Annotated in this window: 18 protein-coding genes and 1 pseudogene; 18 read left to right on the forward strand and 1 reads right to left on the reverse strand. The window is 47.6% G+C overall.

Annotated elements, in window-relative coordinates:
• Positions 1-22: 22 nt before the first annotated feature.
• Positions 23-490: a phasin family protein gene (locus B9Z41_RS13100; RefSeq protein WP_100147515.1), complete on the reverse strand. Its 468-nt coding sequence runs from the start codon at positions 488-490 to the stop codon at positions 23-25.
• Between the two features lie 110 nt (positions 491-600).
• Between B9Z41_RS13100 and B9Z41_RS13105 the strand changes: the two genes are divergently transcribed.
• The 18 genes and pseudogenes from B9Z41_RS13105 (at position 601) to B9Z41_RS13190 (ending at position 18059) form a co-directional block, all read left to right on the forward strand.
• On the forward strand, positions 601-1140 hold the full coding sequence (locus tag B9Z41_RS13105) for a phosphatase PAP2 family protein (protein ID WP_100147516.1): 540 nt from the start codon (positions 601-603) through the stop codon (positions 1138-1140).
• 7 nt (positions 1141-1147) lie between these two features.
• Positions 1148-1513 carry a diacylglycerol kinase family protein gene (locus B9Z41_RS13110; protein ID WP_100147517.1) on the forward strand — a complete coding sequence of 122 codons (366 nt, stop codon included), beginning with the start codon at positions 1148-1150 and terminating at the stop codon, positions 1511-1513.
• Positions 1514-1558: 45 nt separating this feature from the next.
• Complete coding sequence (rfaH, locus tag B9Z41_RS13115; protein ID WP_100147518.1) at positions 1559-2065, forward strand: transcription/translation regulatory transformer protein RfaH; 507 nt, start codon at positions 1559-1561, stop codon at positions 2063-2065.
• Positions 2066-2103: 38 nt separating this feature from the next.
• Positions 2104-2829 (forward strand): polyprenyl diphosphate synthase, encoded by a 726-nt coding sequence (gene uppS / locus B9Z41_RS13120; RefSeq protein ID WP_369823335.1) that lies wholly within the window; start codon positions 2104-2106, stop codon positions 2827-2829.
• An 8-nt stretch (positions 2830-2837) separates the two neighbouring features.
• A pseudogene (locus B9Z41_RS13125) lies at positions 2838-3476 on the forward strand (GDP-L-fucose synthase family protein); the annotation flags it as partial.
• A 147-nt stretch (positions 3477-3623) separates the two neighbouring features.
• Positions 3624-3974, forward strand: a complete 351-nt coding sequence (locus B9Z41_RS13130; RefSeq protein WP_100147520.1) for a GDP-mannose 4,6-dehydratase — start codon at positions 3624-3626, stop codon at positions 3972-3974.
• Positions 3975-4088: 114 nt separating this feature from the next.
• Entirely contained in the window at positions 4089-6683 is a 2595-nt protein-coding gene (locus tag B9Z41_RS13135) for an SLBB domain-containing protein (RefSeq protein ID WP_100147521.1), read from the forward strand.
• A 9-nt stretch (positions 6684-6692) separates the two neighbouring features.
• Positions 6693-7880: a GNVR domain-containing protein gene (locus tag B9Z41_RS13140; RefSeq protein WP_100147522.1), complete on the forward strand. Its 1188-nt coding sequence runs from the start codon at positions 6693-6695 to the stop codon at positions 7878-7880.
• Positions 7881-7999: 119 nt separating this feature from the next.
• Positions 8000-9049 carry a GDP-mannose 4,6-dehydratase gene (gene gmd / locus B9Z41_RS13145; protein ID WP_100147523.1) on the forward strand — a complete coding sequence of 350 codons (1050 nt, stop codon included), beginning with the start codon at positions 8000-8002 and terminating at the stop codon, positions 9047-9049.
• Positions 9046-9915, forward strand: coding sequence for an NAD-dependent epimerase/dehydratase family protein (locus B9Z41_RS13150; protein WP_100147524.1), 870 nt, complete (start codon positions 9046-9048; stop codon positions 9913-9915). Before gmd ends, B9Z41_RS13150 begins: the two co-directional genes overlap by 4 nt.
• Positions 9916-9935: 20 nt before the next feature.
• Positions 9936-10709, forward strand: a complete 774-nt coding sequence (gene rfbF / locus B9Z41_RS13155) for a glucose-1-phosphate cytidylyltransferase (RefSeq protein WP_100147525.1) — start codon at positions 9936-9938, stop codon at positions 10707-10709.
• Complete coding sequence (gene rfbG, locus B9Z41_RS13160; protein ID WP_199172994.1) at positions 10706-11782, forward strand: CDP-glucose 4,6-dehydratase; 1077 nt, start codon at positions 10706-10708, stop codon at positions 11780-11782. The genes rfbF and rfbG overlap by 4 nt, the downstream gene beginning before the upstream one ends.
• A gap of 83 nt (positions 11783-11865) precedes the next feature.
• Positions 11866-13080 (forward strand): methyltransferase domain-containing protein, encoded by a 1215-nt coding sequence (locus B9Z41_RS13165; RefSeq protein WP_100147526.1) that lies wholly within the window; start codon positions 11866-11868, stop codon positions 13078-13080.
• Positions 13077-13997: an NAD(P)-dependent oxidoreductase gene (locus B9Z41_RS13170; protein WP_100147527.1), complete on the forward strand. Its 921-nt coding sequence runs from the start codon at positions 13077-13079 to the stop codon at positions 13995-13997. Before B9Z41_RS13165 ends, B9Z41_RS13170 begins: the two co-directional genes overlap by 4 nt.
• Positions 13994-14809 carry a transketolase gene (locus B9Z41_RS13175; protein WP_100147528.1) on the forward strand — a complete coding sequence of 272 codons (816 nt, stop codon included), beginning with the start codon at positions 13994-13996 and terminating at the stop codon, positions 14807-14809. The genes B9Z41_RS13170 and B9Z41_RS13175 overlap by 4 nt, the downstream gene beginning before the upstream one ends.
• Complete coding sequence (locus B9Z41_RS13180) at positions 14802-15695, forward strand: transketolase family protein (protein ID WP_100147529.1); 894 nt, start codon at positions 14802-14804, stop codon at positions 15693-15695. Before B9Z41_RS13175 ends, B9Z41_RS13180 begins: the two co-directional genes overlap by 8 nt.
• A complete protein-coding gene (locus B9Z41_RS13185) occupies positions 15695-17062 on the forward strand; it encodes a lipopolysaccharide biosynthesis protein (protein WP_158236175.1) in 1368 nt (455 codons plus the stop codon). The genes B9Z41_RS13180 and B9Z41_RS13185 overlap by 1 nt, the downstream gene beginning before the upstream one ends.
• Positions 17055-18059, forward strand: coding sequence for a glycosyltransferase family 2 protein (locus B9Z41_RS13190; RefSeq protein WP_158236176.1), 1005 nt, complete (start codon positions 17055-17057; stop codon positions 18057-18059). The genes B9Z41_RS13185 and B9Z41_RS13190 overlap by 8 nt, the downstream gene beginning before the upstream one ends.
• Positions 18060-18083: the final 24 nt, after the last annotated feature.

Below are 18083 nucleotides of genomic sequence, written 5' to 3' on the forward strand. Positions count from 1 at the left end.
TGAATGAAGGTCAGTGCCTGTATTACTTGGCCACTTTCTTTTTGGCCACAGCTTTTTTAGCTGGCGCTTTTTTGGCAACCGTCTTTTTCGCGGCTGGTTTGGCTGGTGTGCCCAATTGCTTTTCTAACTGGGCAATGCGTGCGTGCAAGGCTTGCAACTCGGCGGCAGAAGGAATGCCCAAGCGCGTTAACGCTTTGGCCACGCGGTCTTCAAAAATGTTTTCCAGCTTGTCCCATTGCCCTGTGGCACGCTCGTTGAACTGGTGCGCCACTTGAGTCACTTTTTGGGTGGCTTCAGCCAGCTTTTCCTCGGCGGTAATTTGCGCCTTGCGTTGCATGGTGATGCCGTCACTCACCAGCTTCTCAAACGCTTTGGTGCCTTCTTGTTGTGCTTTAGAAAACGCGCCCAGGCCTGCCAACCAAATTTGTTGTGCTTGCTCTTTCACGTTGTCGGTCATGGCGGCAGGGTCAAAGTGTGGTTTGGTGGACATAGAGTGCTTTCATAAAACGTTTCGACAACTTTAACGTGAAGCCCGTCGTTTGTCTAAATGCGAATCTTCACAATCGCTATATAGAATGATTTGATCGAAAGGCGCATCTCATGCAACAACTTCTCTCCAAGCTTATCCTCCTTGGCAGCATGGCCGTGTTGTCGTTGCAAGCACACGCACTTGACAGCACCACGCGCAATGCCAATCTGGTCACCATTGGTTTGCCCGCTTTTGCAGCTGGTATGAGTTTTTTGAATGACGATACAGCCGGTGTCGTGCAGTTGGTCAAGTCAGAGGTCGTGACCTTGGGCATTGTGGAGGTACTCAAGTCGACCACCCACGAAATGCGACCCAATGGCAAAGACGATAAAAGCTTTCCCTCTGGGCATGCGGCGGTGGCCTTTTCGGCCGCGCAGTACATGCAAATGAAAGGTGGCTGGGAATACGGTGTGCCCGCCTACTTGGCTGCCAGTTATGTGGCCTGGGCCCGGGTGGATGCGCGTGAGCACCACTGGCGCGATGTGGCTGCAGGTGCCGCCACAGGCATGTTGACGACCTATTACTTCACCGACGCCAACACTGGCCGTCGACTTGGCATGAGCTGGACCGGGCGCTCAGCCTCTTTGCAGTTTCAACAACCTTTGAACTGATCTGGCCATGGGATATTGGGCCCGCCGCTTACGCAGCTTTGGCTTTGCGGTGCAAGGCTTGCGCGTGCTGTTGACCACGCAGCCTCACGCGCGCATTCATGCCCTCGCTACGGTGGTCGTGGTGTTGGCTGGTTTTTACTTTCAAGTCACGCGTTTGGAGTGGGTGGCCTTGTTGTTGGCGATGGCCATGGTGTGGGTGGCTGAGGCACTCAACACCGGCATTGAGTTGGCGGTCGATCTGGCGTCCCCTGAGTGGCATGCTTTGGCGGGCAAGGCCAAGGACGTGGCGGCGGCCGGTGTTTTATTGGCAAGTTTTGCGGCTTTTTTGATTGGGATGTTAATTTTTTTGCCAAAATTAACAAATACGGTTTAATTGAGCCCTCCGTGCTCAGGGTAAACTCTCATCAAAAGTAGAGAAATGACCATCGCAGACATGTCCTCCTCCGCTTGGTACGCCGTCCACACCAAGCCGCGCCAAGAAGTTCGGGCCCTTGAAAACCTTGAAAACCAAGGCTTTGAGTGTTTTTTGCCGATCATGGAAGTTGAAAAAGTTCGTCGCCAAAAAGTGGCGCGCATCAGCGAGCCCATGTTCAGCCGCTACCTCTTCATTCGGCTCAATGACGTCAACCACAACTGGTCGCCCATTCGTTCCACCTTGGGCGTGAGCAAATTGGTGAGCTTCGGCCATGTGCCAGCCAAGGTGCCTGCGCAGTTCATCGACTTTCTGCGTGAGGCACCCCCCACCACCGTTGCGCGTTTGTTCGAGCCCGGAGATAACGTGCGCATTGCCTATGGGCCATTGGCCGGCTTAGAAGGCGTGTACCAAGCCCATGACGGCGAAACCCGCGCGTTTGTGTTGGTGGACTTGTTGGGGCAACCCCAAAAACTCAAACTCGCCATTGAGTCATTGGCCGTCAGCCATTGAGCCCGCGCGTTCATTTTGTTCTTTCATAATTGCCCACTGTGAACAGCGCTTTACCCCACACCCCCATCCACACACCACGTCACGTTGCCATCATCATGGATGGCAATGGCCGCTGGGCCAAACAACGCCACATGCCACGCACTGTGGGCCATGCCAGGGGCGCTGCTGGTGTTCGGGCTCTGGTGCAAGCGTGTGTTGACCATGGCGTTGAATACCTCACTTTGTTTGCCTTCAGCACCGAGAACTGGGGCCGCCCCAGTGACGAGGTGTCTACCCTCATGGGCCTGTTCATTCAGTACCTTGAAAAAGAAATGAAGGCCATGCAAGCTGAAGGCGTTCGCCTGCGGGTATTGGGCGACATCAGCGCCTTCCCTGTAGAGCTACAAGAACGCATCGAAGCGGCTCAAGGCGCAACTGTCCATAACCATGCCATCACGCTCAACGTAGCCGCCAACTATGGTGGCCGTTGGGACATCGTGAACGCGGTGAAGTCTTGGGGTCATGCCAATCCAGGCCTTTCAGTACAAAGCATGACCGAGCAAGACTTGACTCAACACCTCAGCACCTCTGGTATGCCCGAGGTGGACTTGCTCATTCGCACCGGTGGTGAGTCGCGAATTAGCAACTTTTTGCTCTGGCAAGTCGCCTATGCCGAGCTGTACTTCACCGATGTGTTGTGGCCCGATTTTGATGAAAAGCAACTCGACAAAGCGTTCACGTGGTTTGGTAGCCGCCAGCGGCGTTTTGGAGCCGTGACTGCCTGAACCAGAACATGACATCACCACAAAAAATCTACGTTGCTGGATATCGCGGCATGGTGGGCTCCGCCATTGTTCGTGCACTGCAACAGCAAGGCCACCAGAGCATCGTCACCCGTACCCATGCTGAACTTGACTTGACGAACCAAGCCGCTGTACGCGCTTTTTTCGAAAGCGAAAAGCCCGATCAGGTCTATCTTGCCGCAGCCAAAGTAGGTGGCATTCACGCCAACAACACGTTTCCCGCTGAGTTCATTTACCAAAACCTCATGATGGAAGCCAACGTCATTCATCAGGCATGGTGTGCTGGCGTCAAAAAGCTGTTGTTCTTGGGCTCTAGCTGTATCTACCCCCGGTTGGCTGAACAGCCCATGCGCGAAGACGCCTTGCTCACTGGCACCCTAGAGCCCACCAACGAGCCCTATGCCATTGCCAAAATCGCTGGCATCAAATTGTGTGAAAGCTACAACCGTCAATACGGCGCCAGTCACGGGGTCGACTACCGAAGCGTCATGCCCACCAATTTGTATGGCCCAGGCGATAACTACCACCCACAAAACAGCCACGTCATACCTGCGCTGATTCGGCGTTTTCATGAGGCCAAGGTTAACCATACGCCCAGCGTCAGCATTTGGGGTACGGGCACACCGCGCCTTTGTTGCCCGCAAAATCCTTGTGACTTGATCAACACCACCTAAAGCCTAGAGCAATGTCTCTACATAGTTAGCATAGACGCACTGTGTAACTGGGGTAACGCCAAAAACTATGTGCGCATGCAATAGTTCGTGTTGTAGGAAGACTTGGTCGAAGATTTGTCGTCGCCACAGAAGTTCAGCACAGCGCGTGTCACCCTTAAGTTTCAAGGGGCTAGCGTAAAAGAAACAGCCGTTATGGCTGCGATCAAGTGCAATGATGCTCCTGCCGTGAGGGTAGGGTATAGGGTCGTCAAAATCGACCCGCGCTATTTTCGTCCCACCGAAGTCGAGACCTTGTTGGGTGACCCGAGCAAAGCCAAACAAAAGTTGGGTTGGACGCCCGAGATCACCGTGCAAGACATGTGTGTTGAGATGGTGAAAACTGATCTTTCAGAGGCCAAAAGAATGGCGTTGCTGAAAAAGCATGGCTACGAGGTCAACATCAGCGCTGAATAGCTTTGCTCGATCAAGAGCGGCGATATGTCGCTCTACAATAAGTTTCATCAATTTAAAACACATCATCACCGTCGCACTTGCGATGTTGATTCGTTTTAGAGGAAAGATTTCCCAATGAGTCTTTTGACGTCTATGGCCAAAGCACAGCATGTGCGTTGGCTGGCGGTAGCGTGCTTGGTCGGTTCTGCTGTTGCGCAACAAGTGCCGCAAGCTGCAAGCACGGGTTTGGGTGCTGGAGCCACAGTTGCCACAGGTGCCACCATGGGCGGTATGACCACTGGTGGTGCGCCCTCAATTCGCGCTGCTGATTCGCCCACCCCCCCACCAGCGGCACAGTCCAGTCTCGGTGTGGCCCAACCGCTTGAGCCTTTAAAGCCTAACGACTTTCAAAAGTTTGTGCTCGAAACCACAGGCAACAAACTGCCCCTTTATGGCCAAGCCTTTTTTGACAACCTACAGTTCTCGCAGCAGCGCAGCGCTCAAGTCCTGCAAGCCAACCCACTCTTAGGAGCGGGCTTTGCACCTGTTGATAACGCGCCCGTCAGTAACGACTACCTGTTGGGCCCTGGCGACCAAGTGTTCATTCGTGGCTGGGGCTCGTTAGACATTGATGTGCGCGCCGTGATTGACCGCAATGGCATGGTCAGCCTGCCTCGCGTGGGCTCTGTGTCCTTGGCGGGCGTCAAAGCCGCCCAAGCCGAGGGCGTGCTGCGCAATGCCGTGGGCAAGTTTTACAAAGACTTTCAGCTCAGTGTCACCCTCGGCCAGCTGCGTTCTATCACCGTGTATGTGGTGGGCCAAGCCCGCCGTCCCGGCAGCTATTCGCTCAGCAGCATGTCCACCTTGTCCAGTGGTTTTCTGGCAACGGGTGGGCCCAACGCCTCGGGCTCCATGCGCCGGGTTGAACTCAAGCGTGCAGGGCAAAGTGTTGCCGAGTTTGACCTCTACAGCTTCTTGGCCCGTGGCGATAGCGCTGGCGACATCAAGTTGACCGATGGCGATGTCATCGTCATTCCTCCCGTTCTGGGTTATGTCGCTTTGGTTGGCAAGGTCAACAACCCGGCGGTGTATGAACTCAAAGCCGCAGGCGAAACACTTGACCAACTGTTGGCCGTGGCCGGTGGCCTGCCCGTGGTGGCCGACCCGCGCCGTGTGACCTTAGAGCGCCTCACCCCCAGCAACAGCCAGCCCCGCAGCGTGCAAGACTTTGCGTTGAATGCGCAAGGCCTACAAACACCGCTCAAAAATGGCGACTTGCTCACCGTGCAAGCCATCACCCCTGAGCTGGCCAACGCCGTCACCTTGCGTGGCAATGTGGCCCAGCCTGCACGCTTGGCCTACCGCGAAGGCATGCGCATTCGCGACCTCATACCCAACCAAGAAGCCCTCATCAGCCGCGACTCGATTCGCCGCCAAAACGAAGCCTTGTTTGATGTCAACCAGCGCGAGCGCACCCAGCGTGAGCGCGAGATGATTCCAGAAGATTTGCTGGTCGATTCCGAATTGAATGGCTCTGCCCCACGCGACCCACGCGCGCCATTACGGTCACCGACAACAACTGCAACAACTGCAACAACTGCAACAACTGCAACAACTGCAACAACTGCAACACCTACAACAGCTACAGTTGCAACCTCCTTAGAGTCGTTTCGAGACATGCGCCAAATGCGCAGTTTTTCGCAAACTGCTACTGCCAACATGTGGCTTGCTGGCTCCGTAGGCAACCTTTACGACGAAATCAACTGGGACTATGCCGTGGTTGAGCGCATCAACCGCAAAGACCTCAGCGTTAGTCTGCTGCCCTTTAGCCTGTCCAAAGCCTTGGCTGACGCCCAATCGGCAGACAATTTAAAGCTGCAAGCCGGCGATGTGGTGACCGTCTTTTCAGTCAACGATCTGCGTGTGCCCATCTCCAAACGCCGCATTATGGTGCGGGTGGAGGGCGAAGTGGGCCAGCCAGGCATTTATCAAGCCAAGCCGGGTGAAACCTTGTCTTCTGTGCTTGAGCGTGCCGGTGGCTTAACGCATGACGCCTATCTGTTTGGCTCTGGCCTCTACCGCGACGAAGTGCGTAAAAGCCAAACTGAAAACCTAGAAAAACTCATGCGTCGCTTAGAAGCAGAGTCTGGTGCGCAAATCGCGCAACTCAGCCAAAGCACCGGTGCCAGCTCAGACGCCAACTTGGCCCAAGCCCGCATGCTGGCAGCCCAAACTGCGCAACGCCAAGCACTAGAACGCGTTCGTTCCCTTCGTCCAGACGGGCGCATTGCCTTGGGGTTGGAGCCCGATGTGTACAACTACACCAACAAGTTGCCAGACATTCGTGTGCAAAACGGAGACCGCTTGGTTGTTCCAAGCCGTCCAGACTTTGTGTACATCTACGGGGCAGTCAATACCGAATCAGCCTTGATTTATCGTGCCGATCAAACCGTGGCCGATTACCTCAAACGCTCGGGCGTGGGCATGTCCGCTGACCGCAATGCTGTCATTGTGGTGCGTGCCGATGGCTCGGCCTTCACCAGCGACAACTCGTGGTTTGGCACCTCGGTCCACAATGTCAAGCTGATGCCCGGTGACGCCATTGTGGTGCCCGACAAAGTGGACATGGAGTCCACCTGGAGCTCTGCCATTCGCAACACCAAAGACATCACCCAAATTTTCTACCAGCTGGGCTTGGGCGCAGCCGGTTTGAAGGCATTGGGCTATTAAGGATTGCAGATGTCTGAAATGAACCAAACTACAGCCAACCCCGTAGAGTCTGAAGACGACGAAATCAGCCTCATCGACCTTGCTATTGCATTGGGTGAAGAAAAGAAAACGCTTTTCGCAGTGCCTGCCATCACCACCACGCTGGCACTTGTGGCGAGCTTGTTGATGACGCACATCTTCACTGCCAAAACGGTGATGATGCCGCCTCAGCAGCAGCAAAGTGGCGCAGCCTCTGCGTTGGCCAGTTTGGGTGGCTTGGCGGGCTTGGCCGGGGCCGCGGCGGGCATCAAAAGCCCCGATGAAATGTATGTGGCTTTCATGCAAAGCGAAGGCCTGCAAAACGCCGTCATCAAGCGGCTGAATTTGCAAGAGCGTTACGAGGCCAAAACACTCACCGACACGCGCACTGAGTTGAAAGAGAAAGTCAAAATTTCTCCAGACAAAAAATCTGGCCTCATCACCATCGAGGCAGACGACAAAGACCCGGCTTTTGCTGCCCAGCTGGCCAACATTCACGTAGAAGAGCTGCGCAACCTGCTGGGCCGCCTGGCGGTGACCGACGCTCAACAGAGGCGCGTGTTTTATGAGCAGCAAATCAAAAAAGTGCAAGAAGAGCTGGCTGCTGCTGAACAAAGCTTTAGACAAGCCAAAGAAAAATCGGGCATGCAAGTGACCGCTGTCTTGGCTGAGAGCGGTGTGCGCGCCAGTGCCGAGCTGCGTGGGCAAATTGCCGCACGTGAGGTGCAGCTGCAAGCCATGAGCCGTTTTGCCACAGCGCAAAACCCAGACATGCAGCGCATCAGCAGCGAGCTGTCGGCCATGCGTGGCCAACTGTCAAAGCTAGAACAAGGCGGCGGAGGGGACGTGCAAGGGTCACCTAACCAACAGCAGGCGGTCAAGTCTTACCGAGACGTCAAAGTGCAAGAGGCCATGCTGGAGGTGTTGATCAAACAGTATGAGCTGGCGCGTGTGGACGAGGCCAAAGAAGGGCCGTTGCTGCAAGAGGTTGATGTGGCGATGGCACCAGAGCGTAAATCGAAGCCTAAGCGAGCCATCATCGTATTGGTGGCTGCATTTGCTGGTTTGTTTTTAGGAGTGCTGATTGCATTTGTTCGCCGGGCATTGCGCAGAGCGACGCAGTCTGGCGGGACGCAACTGTTATTGCTAAAGCAGGCATGGAGTGTGAGGCGTAATTAGGACTGATCAAGTCCCGGTATTGGTGGTTAGCGGGCCTTATCTCATTTAGGTTTAGTTAGGAAGCTATTCATGTGAAGACCACATTGTGTGATTTAAAAATATATAGAAAAATTTAAAAAATGGTTAATAAGAAAAATAAAACAGCATTGATTACAGGTATCACCGGCCAAGATGGTGCTTATTTAGCCCAGCTATTGTTGGAAAAAGACTATATAGTTTATGGCGCTTATCGTCGTACAAGCTCTGTCAACTTTTGGCGAATGGACGAACTAGGCGTTCAAAATCATAAAAATCTTCATTTGGTAGAATACGACCTGACTGACCTTGGTGCAAATATTGCCCTCGTGCAGAAGGTGATGCCGGATGAAATTTATAATTTGGCAGCTCAAAGTTTTGTTGGCGTGAGTTTTGAACAACCTAGTACCACTGCACAGATTACCGGGATTGGTGCCCTGCATCTGCTGGAGGCGATTCGATTAGTAAACACTAAAATTCGTTTCTACCAAGCCAGCACCTCCGAGATGTTTGGCAAAGTCCAGGCTATACCCCAAAAAGAAGATACCCCTTTCTATCCTCGCAGTCCTTATGGTGTTGCCAAGCTATATGCTCACTGGATGACGATCAACTACCGTGAAAGTTACAATATTTTCGGTAGTAGTGGGATTCTTTTTAACCATGAAAGCCCACTGCGCGGTCGCGAGTTTGTTACACGTAAAATTACCGATTCCGTTGCAAAGATCAAGCTTGAAAAACTAGATGTACTTGAGTTGGGTAACTTGGATGCTAAGCGCGATTGGGGTTACGCTAAGGAATATGTAGAGGGCATGTGGCTCATGCTCCAGTCTGATGAGCCAGATACTTTTGTGTTGGCTACCAATAGGACAGAGACCGTTCGGGATTTTGTGCGGATGGCGTTTAAAGCTGTTGGAATTATTGTGGATTTTAAAGGCACGTTTGAAAACGAGTTGGCAATTGATACTGCTACTGGAAAGACAGTCATGCAGGTTAATCCTAGGTTCTATCGACCTACGGAGGTTGATTTCCTGATCGGTGACTCATCCAAAGCAAAAACAAAACTAGGCTGGGAGGCAAAAACTTCACTTGAGCAGCTTTGCCAGATGATGGTAGAAGCGGATTTGCGCCGCATCCAAAGCGGGTTAACGTTTTGAAAATACTTTTGACGGGTGCAGATGGGTTTACTGGACGGCACTTCGCCGACTTGGCTCGCGCCCACGGGCACGATGTGGTGCCTTTATTGTCTGATTTGAGGGATTCCCAGGAATTGGAGAGAGAGGTCCTAGCAACAATGCCAGACTCTGTAGTGCATCTTGCTGCGATCAGTTTTGTAGCTCATGCGGATGATAGTGCGTTTTATGCTGTTAATGTGGTCGGATCCATCAACTTATTGGCAGCATTGGTTAAATTGCCTGTAACGCCGCAACGTGTGCTGTTGGCTAGTAGTGCCAATGTTTATGGGAATTGTTCGGAATCACCTGTTTTGGAAAGCCAGTTCCCTGCGCCTGTTAATCACTATTCTATGAGCAAGCTGGCCATGGAGTTCATGTCACGAGCATATACAGATCGTTTACCAATAATAACCACACGTCCATTCAATTATACTGGGCCCGGGCAGGCGGTAAATTTTCTCATACCTAAATTAGTGCATCATTTCGCACGGCGAGCACCGTCTATTTTGCTAGGCAATCTTCACGTCGAACGGGAGTTTAATGATGTTCAGATGGTTTGCTGTGCTTATTTGCATTTACTGCAGCATGGAGAGGCGGGAGAGGTGTACAACGTTGGTACTGGTCGACCACACACACTCCAATATGTAATTGACGAGCTTGTTCGTATTACTGGACACCAAATCAATGTGGAAGTTAGCTCTGCATTCGTACGCGCAAATGAAGTTCAACGGCTGTTTGGTGACATCAATAAACTTAGAAGCTTATTTTTGAGACACGCAAAGACTTTGCCTGAAATTAATCTAGAAGATACATTGCGTCGCATGTTGCTCGCAGAATCCAGTTGTTAAATTAAGTGAAAAAGAGAACTATGAAAGCTGTCATACTGGCCGGAGGGCTTGGAACGCGAATCTCCGAAGAGACATCAACTCGGCCAAAGCCGATGATCGAAATTGGTGGCAAGCCTATTCTGTGGCACATCATGAAGACTTATTCCCACTATGGAATTAATGACTTTGTGATCTGCTGTGGCTATAAAGGCTATGTCATCAAGGAGTATTTCGCTAATTATTTTCTGCACATGTCCGACGTTACTTTCGACATGACCAATAACAGCATGGAAGTGCACCATCGGAGCGCTGAACCTTGGCGCGTTACTCTGGTAGATACAGGTGAAAACACGATGACTGCTGGTCGTGTAAAGCGCGTTGCTGATTATGTCAAGGATGATGAATTATTTTGTATGACATATGGGGACGGCGTGAGTGATGTCAACATCACCGAGTTGATTGCCTTCCACAGATCGCAAAAAGTGAAGGCGACTCTAACCGCAACAATTCCGCCTGGCCGTTTCGGTGCCTTGAATCTAATGGAAAATAAAGTCACCACATTTTTGGAGAAGCCGAAAGGTGATGGTGCCATGATTAATGGCGGTTTCTTTGTTTTATCTCCGAAGGTCATCGATTACATCGCAGATGACAATACTATTTGGGAGCGCGAACCACTAGAACGTTTAGCGCAAGAAGGCGAATTGGTTGCCTTTCCGCATAACGGGTTTTGGCAACCCATGGACACTCTTCGCGATAAGATACACCTCGAGGAGTTGTGGCAATCCGGAAAAGCACCTTGGAGGGTGTGGTCGTGAAGCCTATATTCTGGAAGGGTAAACGTGTGCTGCTCACAGGTCACACCGGTTTTAAGGGCAGTTGGCTTTCACTCTGGCTCCAATCAATGGGTGCGAAGTTAGTGGGGTATGCTTTTGATCCGCCGACCAGTCCGAGCTTGTTCGAAGCGGCTAAAGTCGGCAAGGGTATGAACAGTGTTATTGGCGATATCCGCGATTTGCCTAAAATGCAAGCTGTATTTTCGGAGCATAAACCTGAGATCGTCATTCACATGGCAGCACAACCGTTGGTGCGTTATTCGTACAAGAATCCAATCGAGACATACTCAACAAACGTGATGGGGACCGTGAATTTACTTGAAGCGGTTCGAAATACGCCAGGTGTCAAGGCGGTTGTTAATATCACAACTGACAAATGTTATGAAAACCGCGAATGGGTCTGGGGTTATCGTGAAAACGAGCCTATGGGTGGCTATGATCCTTATAGCAATAGCAAGGGCTGCGCAGAATTGGTTAGCTCTGCGTATAGATCATCTTATTTTAATTCCGATAGTTACTCTGATCATGGCGTTGCCATAGCAACGGCCCGGGCGGGCAATGTTATTGGTGGTGGAGACTGGGCAACTGACCGCTTGATACCCGATATCCTCTCCGCCTTCGAGCAAGGCAAGCTGCTTAATATTCGCAACCCCAACGCCATCCGTCCTTGGCAGCATGTGCTTGAACCCTTGCGTGGCTACCTTACCTTAGCAGAAAATCTTTTTGAACAGGGCCCCCGCTTTTCTGAAGCTTGGAACTTCGGCCCAAATGACGAGGATTGCAAGTCAGTTGGTTGGATAGTCGAAGAAATGGCGTTGCTGTGGGGGTGCAACGCTAAGTGGCAAATCGATATGAGCGTGCATCCGCATGAGGCCAACTATCTAAAGCTAGACATTTCAAAGGCGCGTAGTAATTTGAACTGGAATCCTGCTCTTCGTCTTCCAGATGCATTGAAACTGATCATTAGCTGGTCAAAGCAAAGACAAGCCGGTGATGACATACACGAGCTAACAATGAATCAAATACGTACATATCAAACATCAACTCAAAACTGATGAATTATGCACCACGATTTTTGGTAAATTTAATCTTGTTTAATAAAAATTATTATTCCAAGCAAATTTCAGGAGATATATGAATGAAGTATAAATGTCGAGCATGTGGTGGCGCCGATCTTCAGTGCGTGGTGTTATTAGAAAATATGCCCCTTACTGATGATTTCATTTCTATCGAAAACCAAGATAGAAAGGAATACTTAAGAGATATAAATATATCAGAATGCCAGCAGTGTGGATTGGTTCAAAACCCTGCAGACTTTGATCATGAAGGATACTATCAAGATTATCAATATAGTAGCGGTCATTCAGCCTTTGTGCAAAATTTCATGCAACGCTACGCCGCGGCTGTTTGTGACGCTTATAAAAAAATAAATGCTAAGCCACCGGCATCAGTACTTGAGATAGGTTCAGGTGATGGCGAGCAGTTAAAGCAGTTCAAGACTTTATCGGTGGCAAGAGTATTGGGTATAGAACCAAGTGAGTATTTGGCACAAGTTGCTATTAAATCTGACATTCCGACTCAAGTAGATTTGTTTGGTGCGCATACAAAACAAAAACTGAATGAAACCTTTGATATATGTTTATCATCTTACACGTTAGACCATGTTCGGAGTCCAATCGATTACTTACAAACAGCCTATGCACTACTGAACGAGGGGGGTATATTAACCTTCGAAGTTCATAATTTAGAAAAAATTATCGAACGAACCGAATATTGTCTTCTTGAGCATGAGCACACAATATACCTAACCCCTGATAACGCAAGAAGCTTGATTCGATCGCTAGGATTTGAGGTGGTTTCAATAAACCCACTTTCAAATAATGAGGTCAGAGGTAATTCTCTTATTGTCATGGCGAAAAAAGTTAGAATAGATACGTGTGAACACGACAAGAATAATAACCTACATAACCCTTTATTAAATGACCTTGATCAGCGAATTAAAACAACAATAGCAAGAATAGATGATTGGGTAGATTCACTTCCAATAAACAGTGATTTGGTTGGTTTTGGGGCCGGCGGCCGCGGTGTAATGACATTGGCTGCACTTAGAAAGAGTGAGCGATTCAAGGCACTGTTCGATTCAAATTATCAAAGTGAACGCTACTTCACACCAAAGACAAGAATTCCTATCGTTGGTCCGGATGGTTGGTCGGATTTCAGTAGTGCGCATTGTCTTATTTTTTCATTTGGTTACTTTGATGAAATAAAAAAACAGTTAACAGAAAAGGGGTTTAGCTCAGATAAAATTGTTTCACTTGCTGATTTCTTTCCTGTTAGTGAGAGTGTTTCATGAGAGTATTTTTGACAGGTGCATCTGGGTTTGTTGGCTCATTTTTCTTGAGAGAGATACTTGCTTCTGGTGAGCATGATGTGGCTGTTCTTCTGAGGGCACCGGAGAGAGCTGTGCGTATAGTCGACGTTCTTAACCAAACAAATATCATTCGTGGCGATCTCAATAATCAAAAAAACTTTGAAAAAGAAGTAAAAAAGTTTAAGCCAGAGGCATTCGTGCACTTGGCTTGGAATGGTGTTATGGGGCGCGATAGAAACGCAATAATCCAATGGCGTAATATTACAGCGACACTTGAATTAGTAGAAATGGCTTCAAAGGTCGGTGCAAAAGACTGGATTGGGCTTGGCTCTCAAGCTGAATATGGGCCTTGCCAAAATAAAATAGATGAGAAAGAAAAAACAAGCCCAACTACCTTATATGGCGTATCAAAACTAGCAGCATGCAATCTCAGTGAGCGCTTATGTCAAGAGCTCGGTTTAAGGCATGCTTGGTTGAGATTGTTTTCATCGTTTGGCCCCAATGACAATTCTGATTGGCTGATTCCGTACCTAATAAAAACGTTGTTTGCAAATGGAAAACCACGGTTAACAAATGCAGAACAGCTTTGGGATTATATTTATGTTGAGGATGTCGCTTCAGCTATTGCAGCTGTATTAAAAAGTAGTGCGGCTACAGGGGTTTTTAATCTTGGTTCTGGCCGTGCGCTAAGTTTAAGAGCAATGATTGAAAAAATTAGAAATCTCATTAATCAAGATTTGCCCTTAGGTTTTGGCGAAGTAGCATACCGATCGGATCAGGTTATGCATTTAGAGGCCAACATAGAGCGATTAAAATTACTAGCTGGTTGGTCGCCCAAGTTCGATTTCGACACAGGTATAGAAAGAACTGTTGATTGGTATTCAAAGCATAAATCATGAACATGACAACCATAGAGCTATCAAAACAAATCCGAATCAATGTGTTAAGGATGACTCATAATGCAAAAGCATCCCATGTAGGCTCATGTTTATCAATCGCAGATATTGTCGGGGTCTTATATGGGGCATCCCTTAATCTAAGACCTGAAGAGCCGAATTGGACGGAGCGCGATAGATTCATATTAAGTAAAGGGCATGCTGGGGCCGCTATTTATGCCGCGCTAGCGCTCAAGGGATTCATGCCACTAGAGAGGCTTGAGACCTACGGACATGATGAATCACAATTAATGGCTCATATAAGTCACAAAATTCCAGGTGTTGAATTTTCTACAGGGTCACTGGGGCACGGTTTACCGTTTGCTACAGGCAAAGCTTTGGCAGCGAAAAACCAAGGCTCAAAATGGAAAGTGTTTGCTTTACTGAGCGATGGCGAATTAGATGAGGGTAGTAATTGGGAATCATTTATGTTTGCTGCTCATCACGCCCTAGATAACCTGATTGCAATCATTGACTATAACAAATTGCAAAGCCTTGCTACAGTTGCTAAAACACTTGGACTAGAGCCATTAGAGAAGAAATTGCATTCATTTGGATGGGCGGTGAAACAAGTAGACGGTAATAATCATGACCAACTTAATTTAGCATTGAGTAGTTTGCCTTGGGAAGCGGGTAAACCGTGCGTACTAATTGCGCACACAGTAAAAGGTAAGGGTGTTAGCTTTATGGAAAATAAAGTTGAATGGCATTATCGCAGTCCTAATAAAGAACAGCTGGCCGCGGCAATAGCGGAGTTGGAGTTGAATCATGCGTAATGCTTTTGTGGAGGAGTTAGTCAGTTACGCTTCCGAAAATAGTAAAGTAGCCTTGGTTGTGGGGGATTTAGGATATTCAGTTGTTGAACCATTTGCTGACCGTTTTCCAGAACGCTTCATTAATGCCGGTGTTGCCGAACAAAATATGATGGGATTGGCTGCCGGGATGGCGTCGGAGGGCTATCATGTGTTCGTTTATTCAATTGCAAACTTCCCTACTTTTCGCTGCGCAGAGCAGATTCGCAATGACGTTGATTATCACAAATTGCCAGTAACAGTGGTGTCAGTTGGGGGCGGCCTAGCTTACGGCAATATGGGATATTCGCACCATGCCATACAAGATTATGGACTCATGCGCATGTTTCCAAATATGCTTATAGCTGCACCAGGTGATCCCATGGAGGTAAGGGCGTGTATGCGCTACTTGTCAGCTAATCCGCAAACGTCATATTTGCGACTCGGTAAAGCTGGCGAGCATTGTTTGCATCCCAATGTACCAAATATTGAGCCTGGTTACTGGTTGAATATAAAAAACGGAGATGATAGCTGCCAGACTTTACTTACGACAGGTGCAGTATTAGGAATGGCAGAGAAGTGGTTATCATCATCTAGATATCAAGGCTTTGCACTTCACTCTATGCCTCTTTGGAGCATGGCTACTAAATTAAAGCAAGCGAGGCAGCTTGCACACTGGAAATCAGTTATTACAATTGAAGATCATCTGGCAGACTGTGGATTTGGTTCATGGTTAAGAGAATCATTGGAAGATTCACCTCAATTCATGAGTAGAGTAATAGTTAGAGCACTAGATTCTAAAGTATGTGGGATGGTAGGAACTCAGAGTATGCTTAACGAACTAGGTGGTCTTTCAATGGTGAAGGAATGATGAATTTAGTGTCATTGAAGTTATGGCAATTCTTGAATAAGCTAGGTGTCGACAGACCTATTTTTTTTACGATATTGGCACGAGGATGGGGTGCTGGAGCTGGACTGTTAACAATATTTTTTCTTGCCAAGTTTATTTCCCCTGAAGAACAAGGGTATTACTACACTTTTAATAGTATTATTGCATTGCAAGTATTTGCTGAGCTAGGATTAAATTATGCCATCGTTCAGTTTGCTAGTCATGAAATGGCCCACCTTACATGGTCAACGGATGGACGTTTGTTAGGGGATCCTAAATCTAAACGGCGTTTGCAGTCGTTAGTGCACTTTACACTCATCTGGTTTAGTGTAGCGGGTCTTTTATTGATCGCAATACTACTGCCCCTAGGGCTTTATTTCTTCGGTGTAATTTCAAGCCAAAACTCATCCGATATGGCTATTGCCGCGCCATGGATCTTTGTAGTAGTCTTCGCATCAATAAATTTAATCATTACCGCAGCAGTTGCAGTACTTGAGGGTTGTGGAAAAGTCGAAGAAATGGCTATTTTACGACTTGCCCAGACGATTTCATCCTCTGTCCTTGTCTGGACTGTTCTGAGCCTTGGCGGCCATTTATATGCATTGGTGGCAAATAGTTTGATCGTGACGTTACTAGGTATTGTATGGTTGTGGGGTAACTATAAAACATTTTTCAAGGATCTTTTAGTACACCGTTCAGAATTGACAGGAATGAATTGGCGCAATGAAATTTGGCCTTTTCAGTGGCGCATAGCGATCAGTTGGATGAGTGGATATCTTTCTTTTCAAATTTTTAATCCTTTGCTTTTCGCTACTTATGGACCTGTAGTTGCCGGCAGAATGGGTATGAGTCTACAAATTGTAGGCGCTATGAATGGACTAGCTATAACTTGGATAACGACAAAGACACCGACTTACGGTAAATTAATCGCACAAAAAGAGTTAAAAAAGCTAGATTCTTTATTCAATCGAGGTCTGAAGCAATCATTCTTAACGCTTTTTGCCGGTGTGAGCCTGGGTTTAACCTTGCTTTGGTATTTAGAAACATTCGTCCCAAGGTATTCAGAACGTATTCTGCCGTTTAACTTAATGACTTGTTTATGTATTGCAGCTCTAGCTAATCATGTTTCAGGGGCCCAGGGAGCGTATCTGCGTTCGTACAAAAAAGATCCACTCATGCCCCTTTCGGTAATTAGTGGCGTGGCTATTTCGATTCTCTCGGCAATATCAATTCCAAGATATGGTGCTGATGGTGCAGTAATTTCCTATTTGTTTGTCGTGCTCGTTATTGGATTAATTTTCGGGACATTAATCTTCGTTAAAAAAAGATATGAATATAGCCATGAATAAAGAAATTTTCTTGACAATTGGTATTCCAACTTTTCTTAGAGAAAAGAGTTTAACTGAACTGTTGATGAATATTTCAGTTTGTATTCCCTATGAAAATTGTGAAGTTTTAATAATTAATAATGGCCCGCATCTGGATATATCTATTTGTATGGAAAATCTTATTAAGTCTGGCTACGTTGTGACGATTATTAATAACAAAAAAAATTGTGGTGGACAAGAAAACGTTATTCGTATTTATGAAAATGCCTTGGGTGAGTATGTCTGGTTTTTAGGTGACGATGATCGCTTGTACCCTGATTCAATTTCAAACATAATAGAATCCTTGATAGCTAATCCATGTGATTGTTTGCTTTTCGACTCTGATGCGGGAGATCATCCAGAGCTGAATTTAAAGCAAGGCTATTACAATTCAAATACCATATTTTGTGGATCGATACCGCTTAGAAAGTTAATGTTTGCCCCCTTGGCGATAATTCGTTCAGAAAGCATTACCCAAGCACTTCCGTATGCTCGATTAAGCCTTGGGTGCTTTGCCCCCCAACTATTGCTTATTTTATTAAGTAATATCAATAGCTTTTTCTATTTAAAAAGAAAGACTATCATGTGTGAGATGGCGAATATTAGTATCGGTCAAAGATTGTCTATACTTCCAGTTTTTCTTGGAATTGGATATTTACAAAATATTAATATAGAAAAACCGACAAAAAAAATGTTAGGAAAATTAATCCGCAATGAATGGAGATATTATTTAAGGCCAAGAGGTGTTATTATCTCGTTAATTGTCGCTAAATTACAGGGGTCTCCGGAGTCAGTTTTGAAATTCTCTCAAGCAGGATTCCGCAACTATCCGGTATGGCTTGCTATGGTGTTTCCGATACCATTAATCATGATCGCAATATTGCCTAAAGTCATCATTAAATTTATATATGATTTTGCTGCTAAGGTCCTAAAGAAAAAGACAGGATATCTAAGTTATTACTCCTCTGATAGAATATAGTACATATATTGAATCTATAATAAA

The sequence above is a fragment of the Limnohabitans sp. JirII-31 genome, from assembly GCF_002778315.1.
In the GTDB taxonomy this organism is placed as follows: Bacteria; Pseudomonadota; Gammaproteobacteria; order Burkholderiales; family Burkholderiaceae_C; genus Limnohabitans.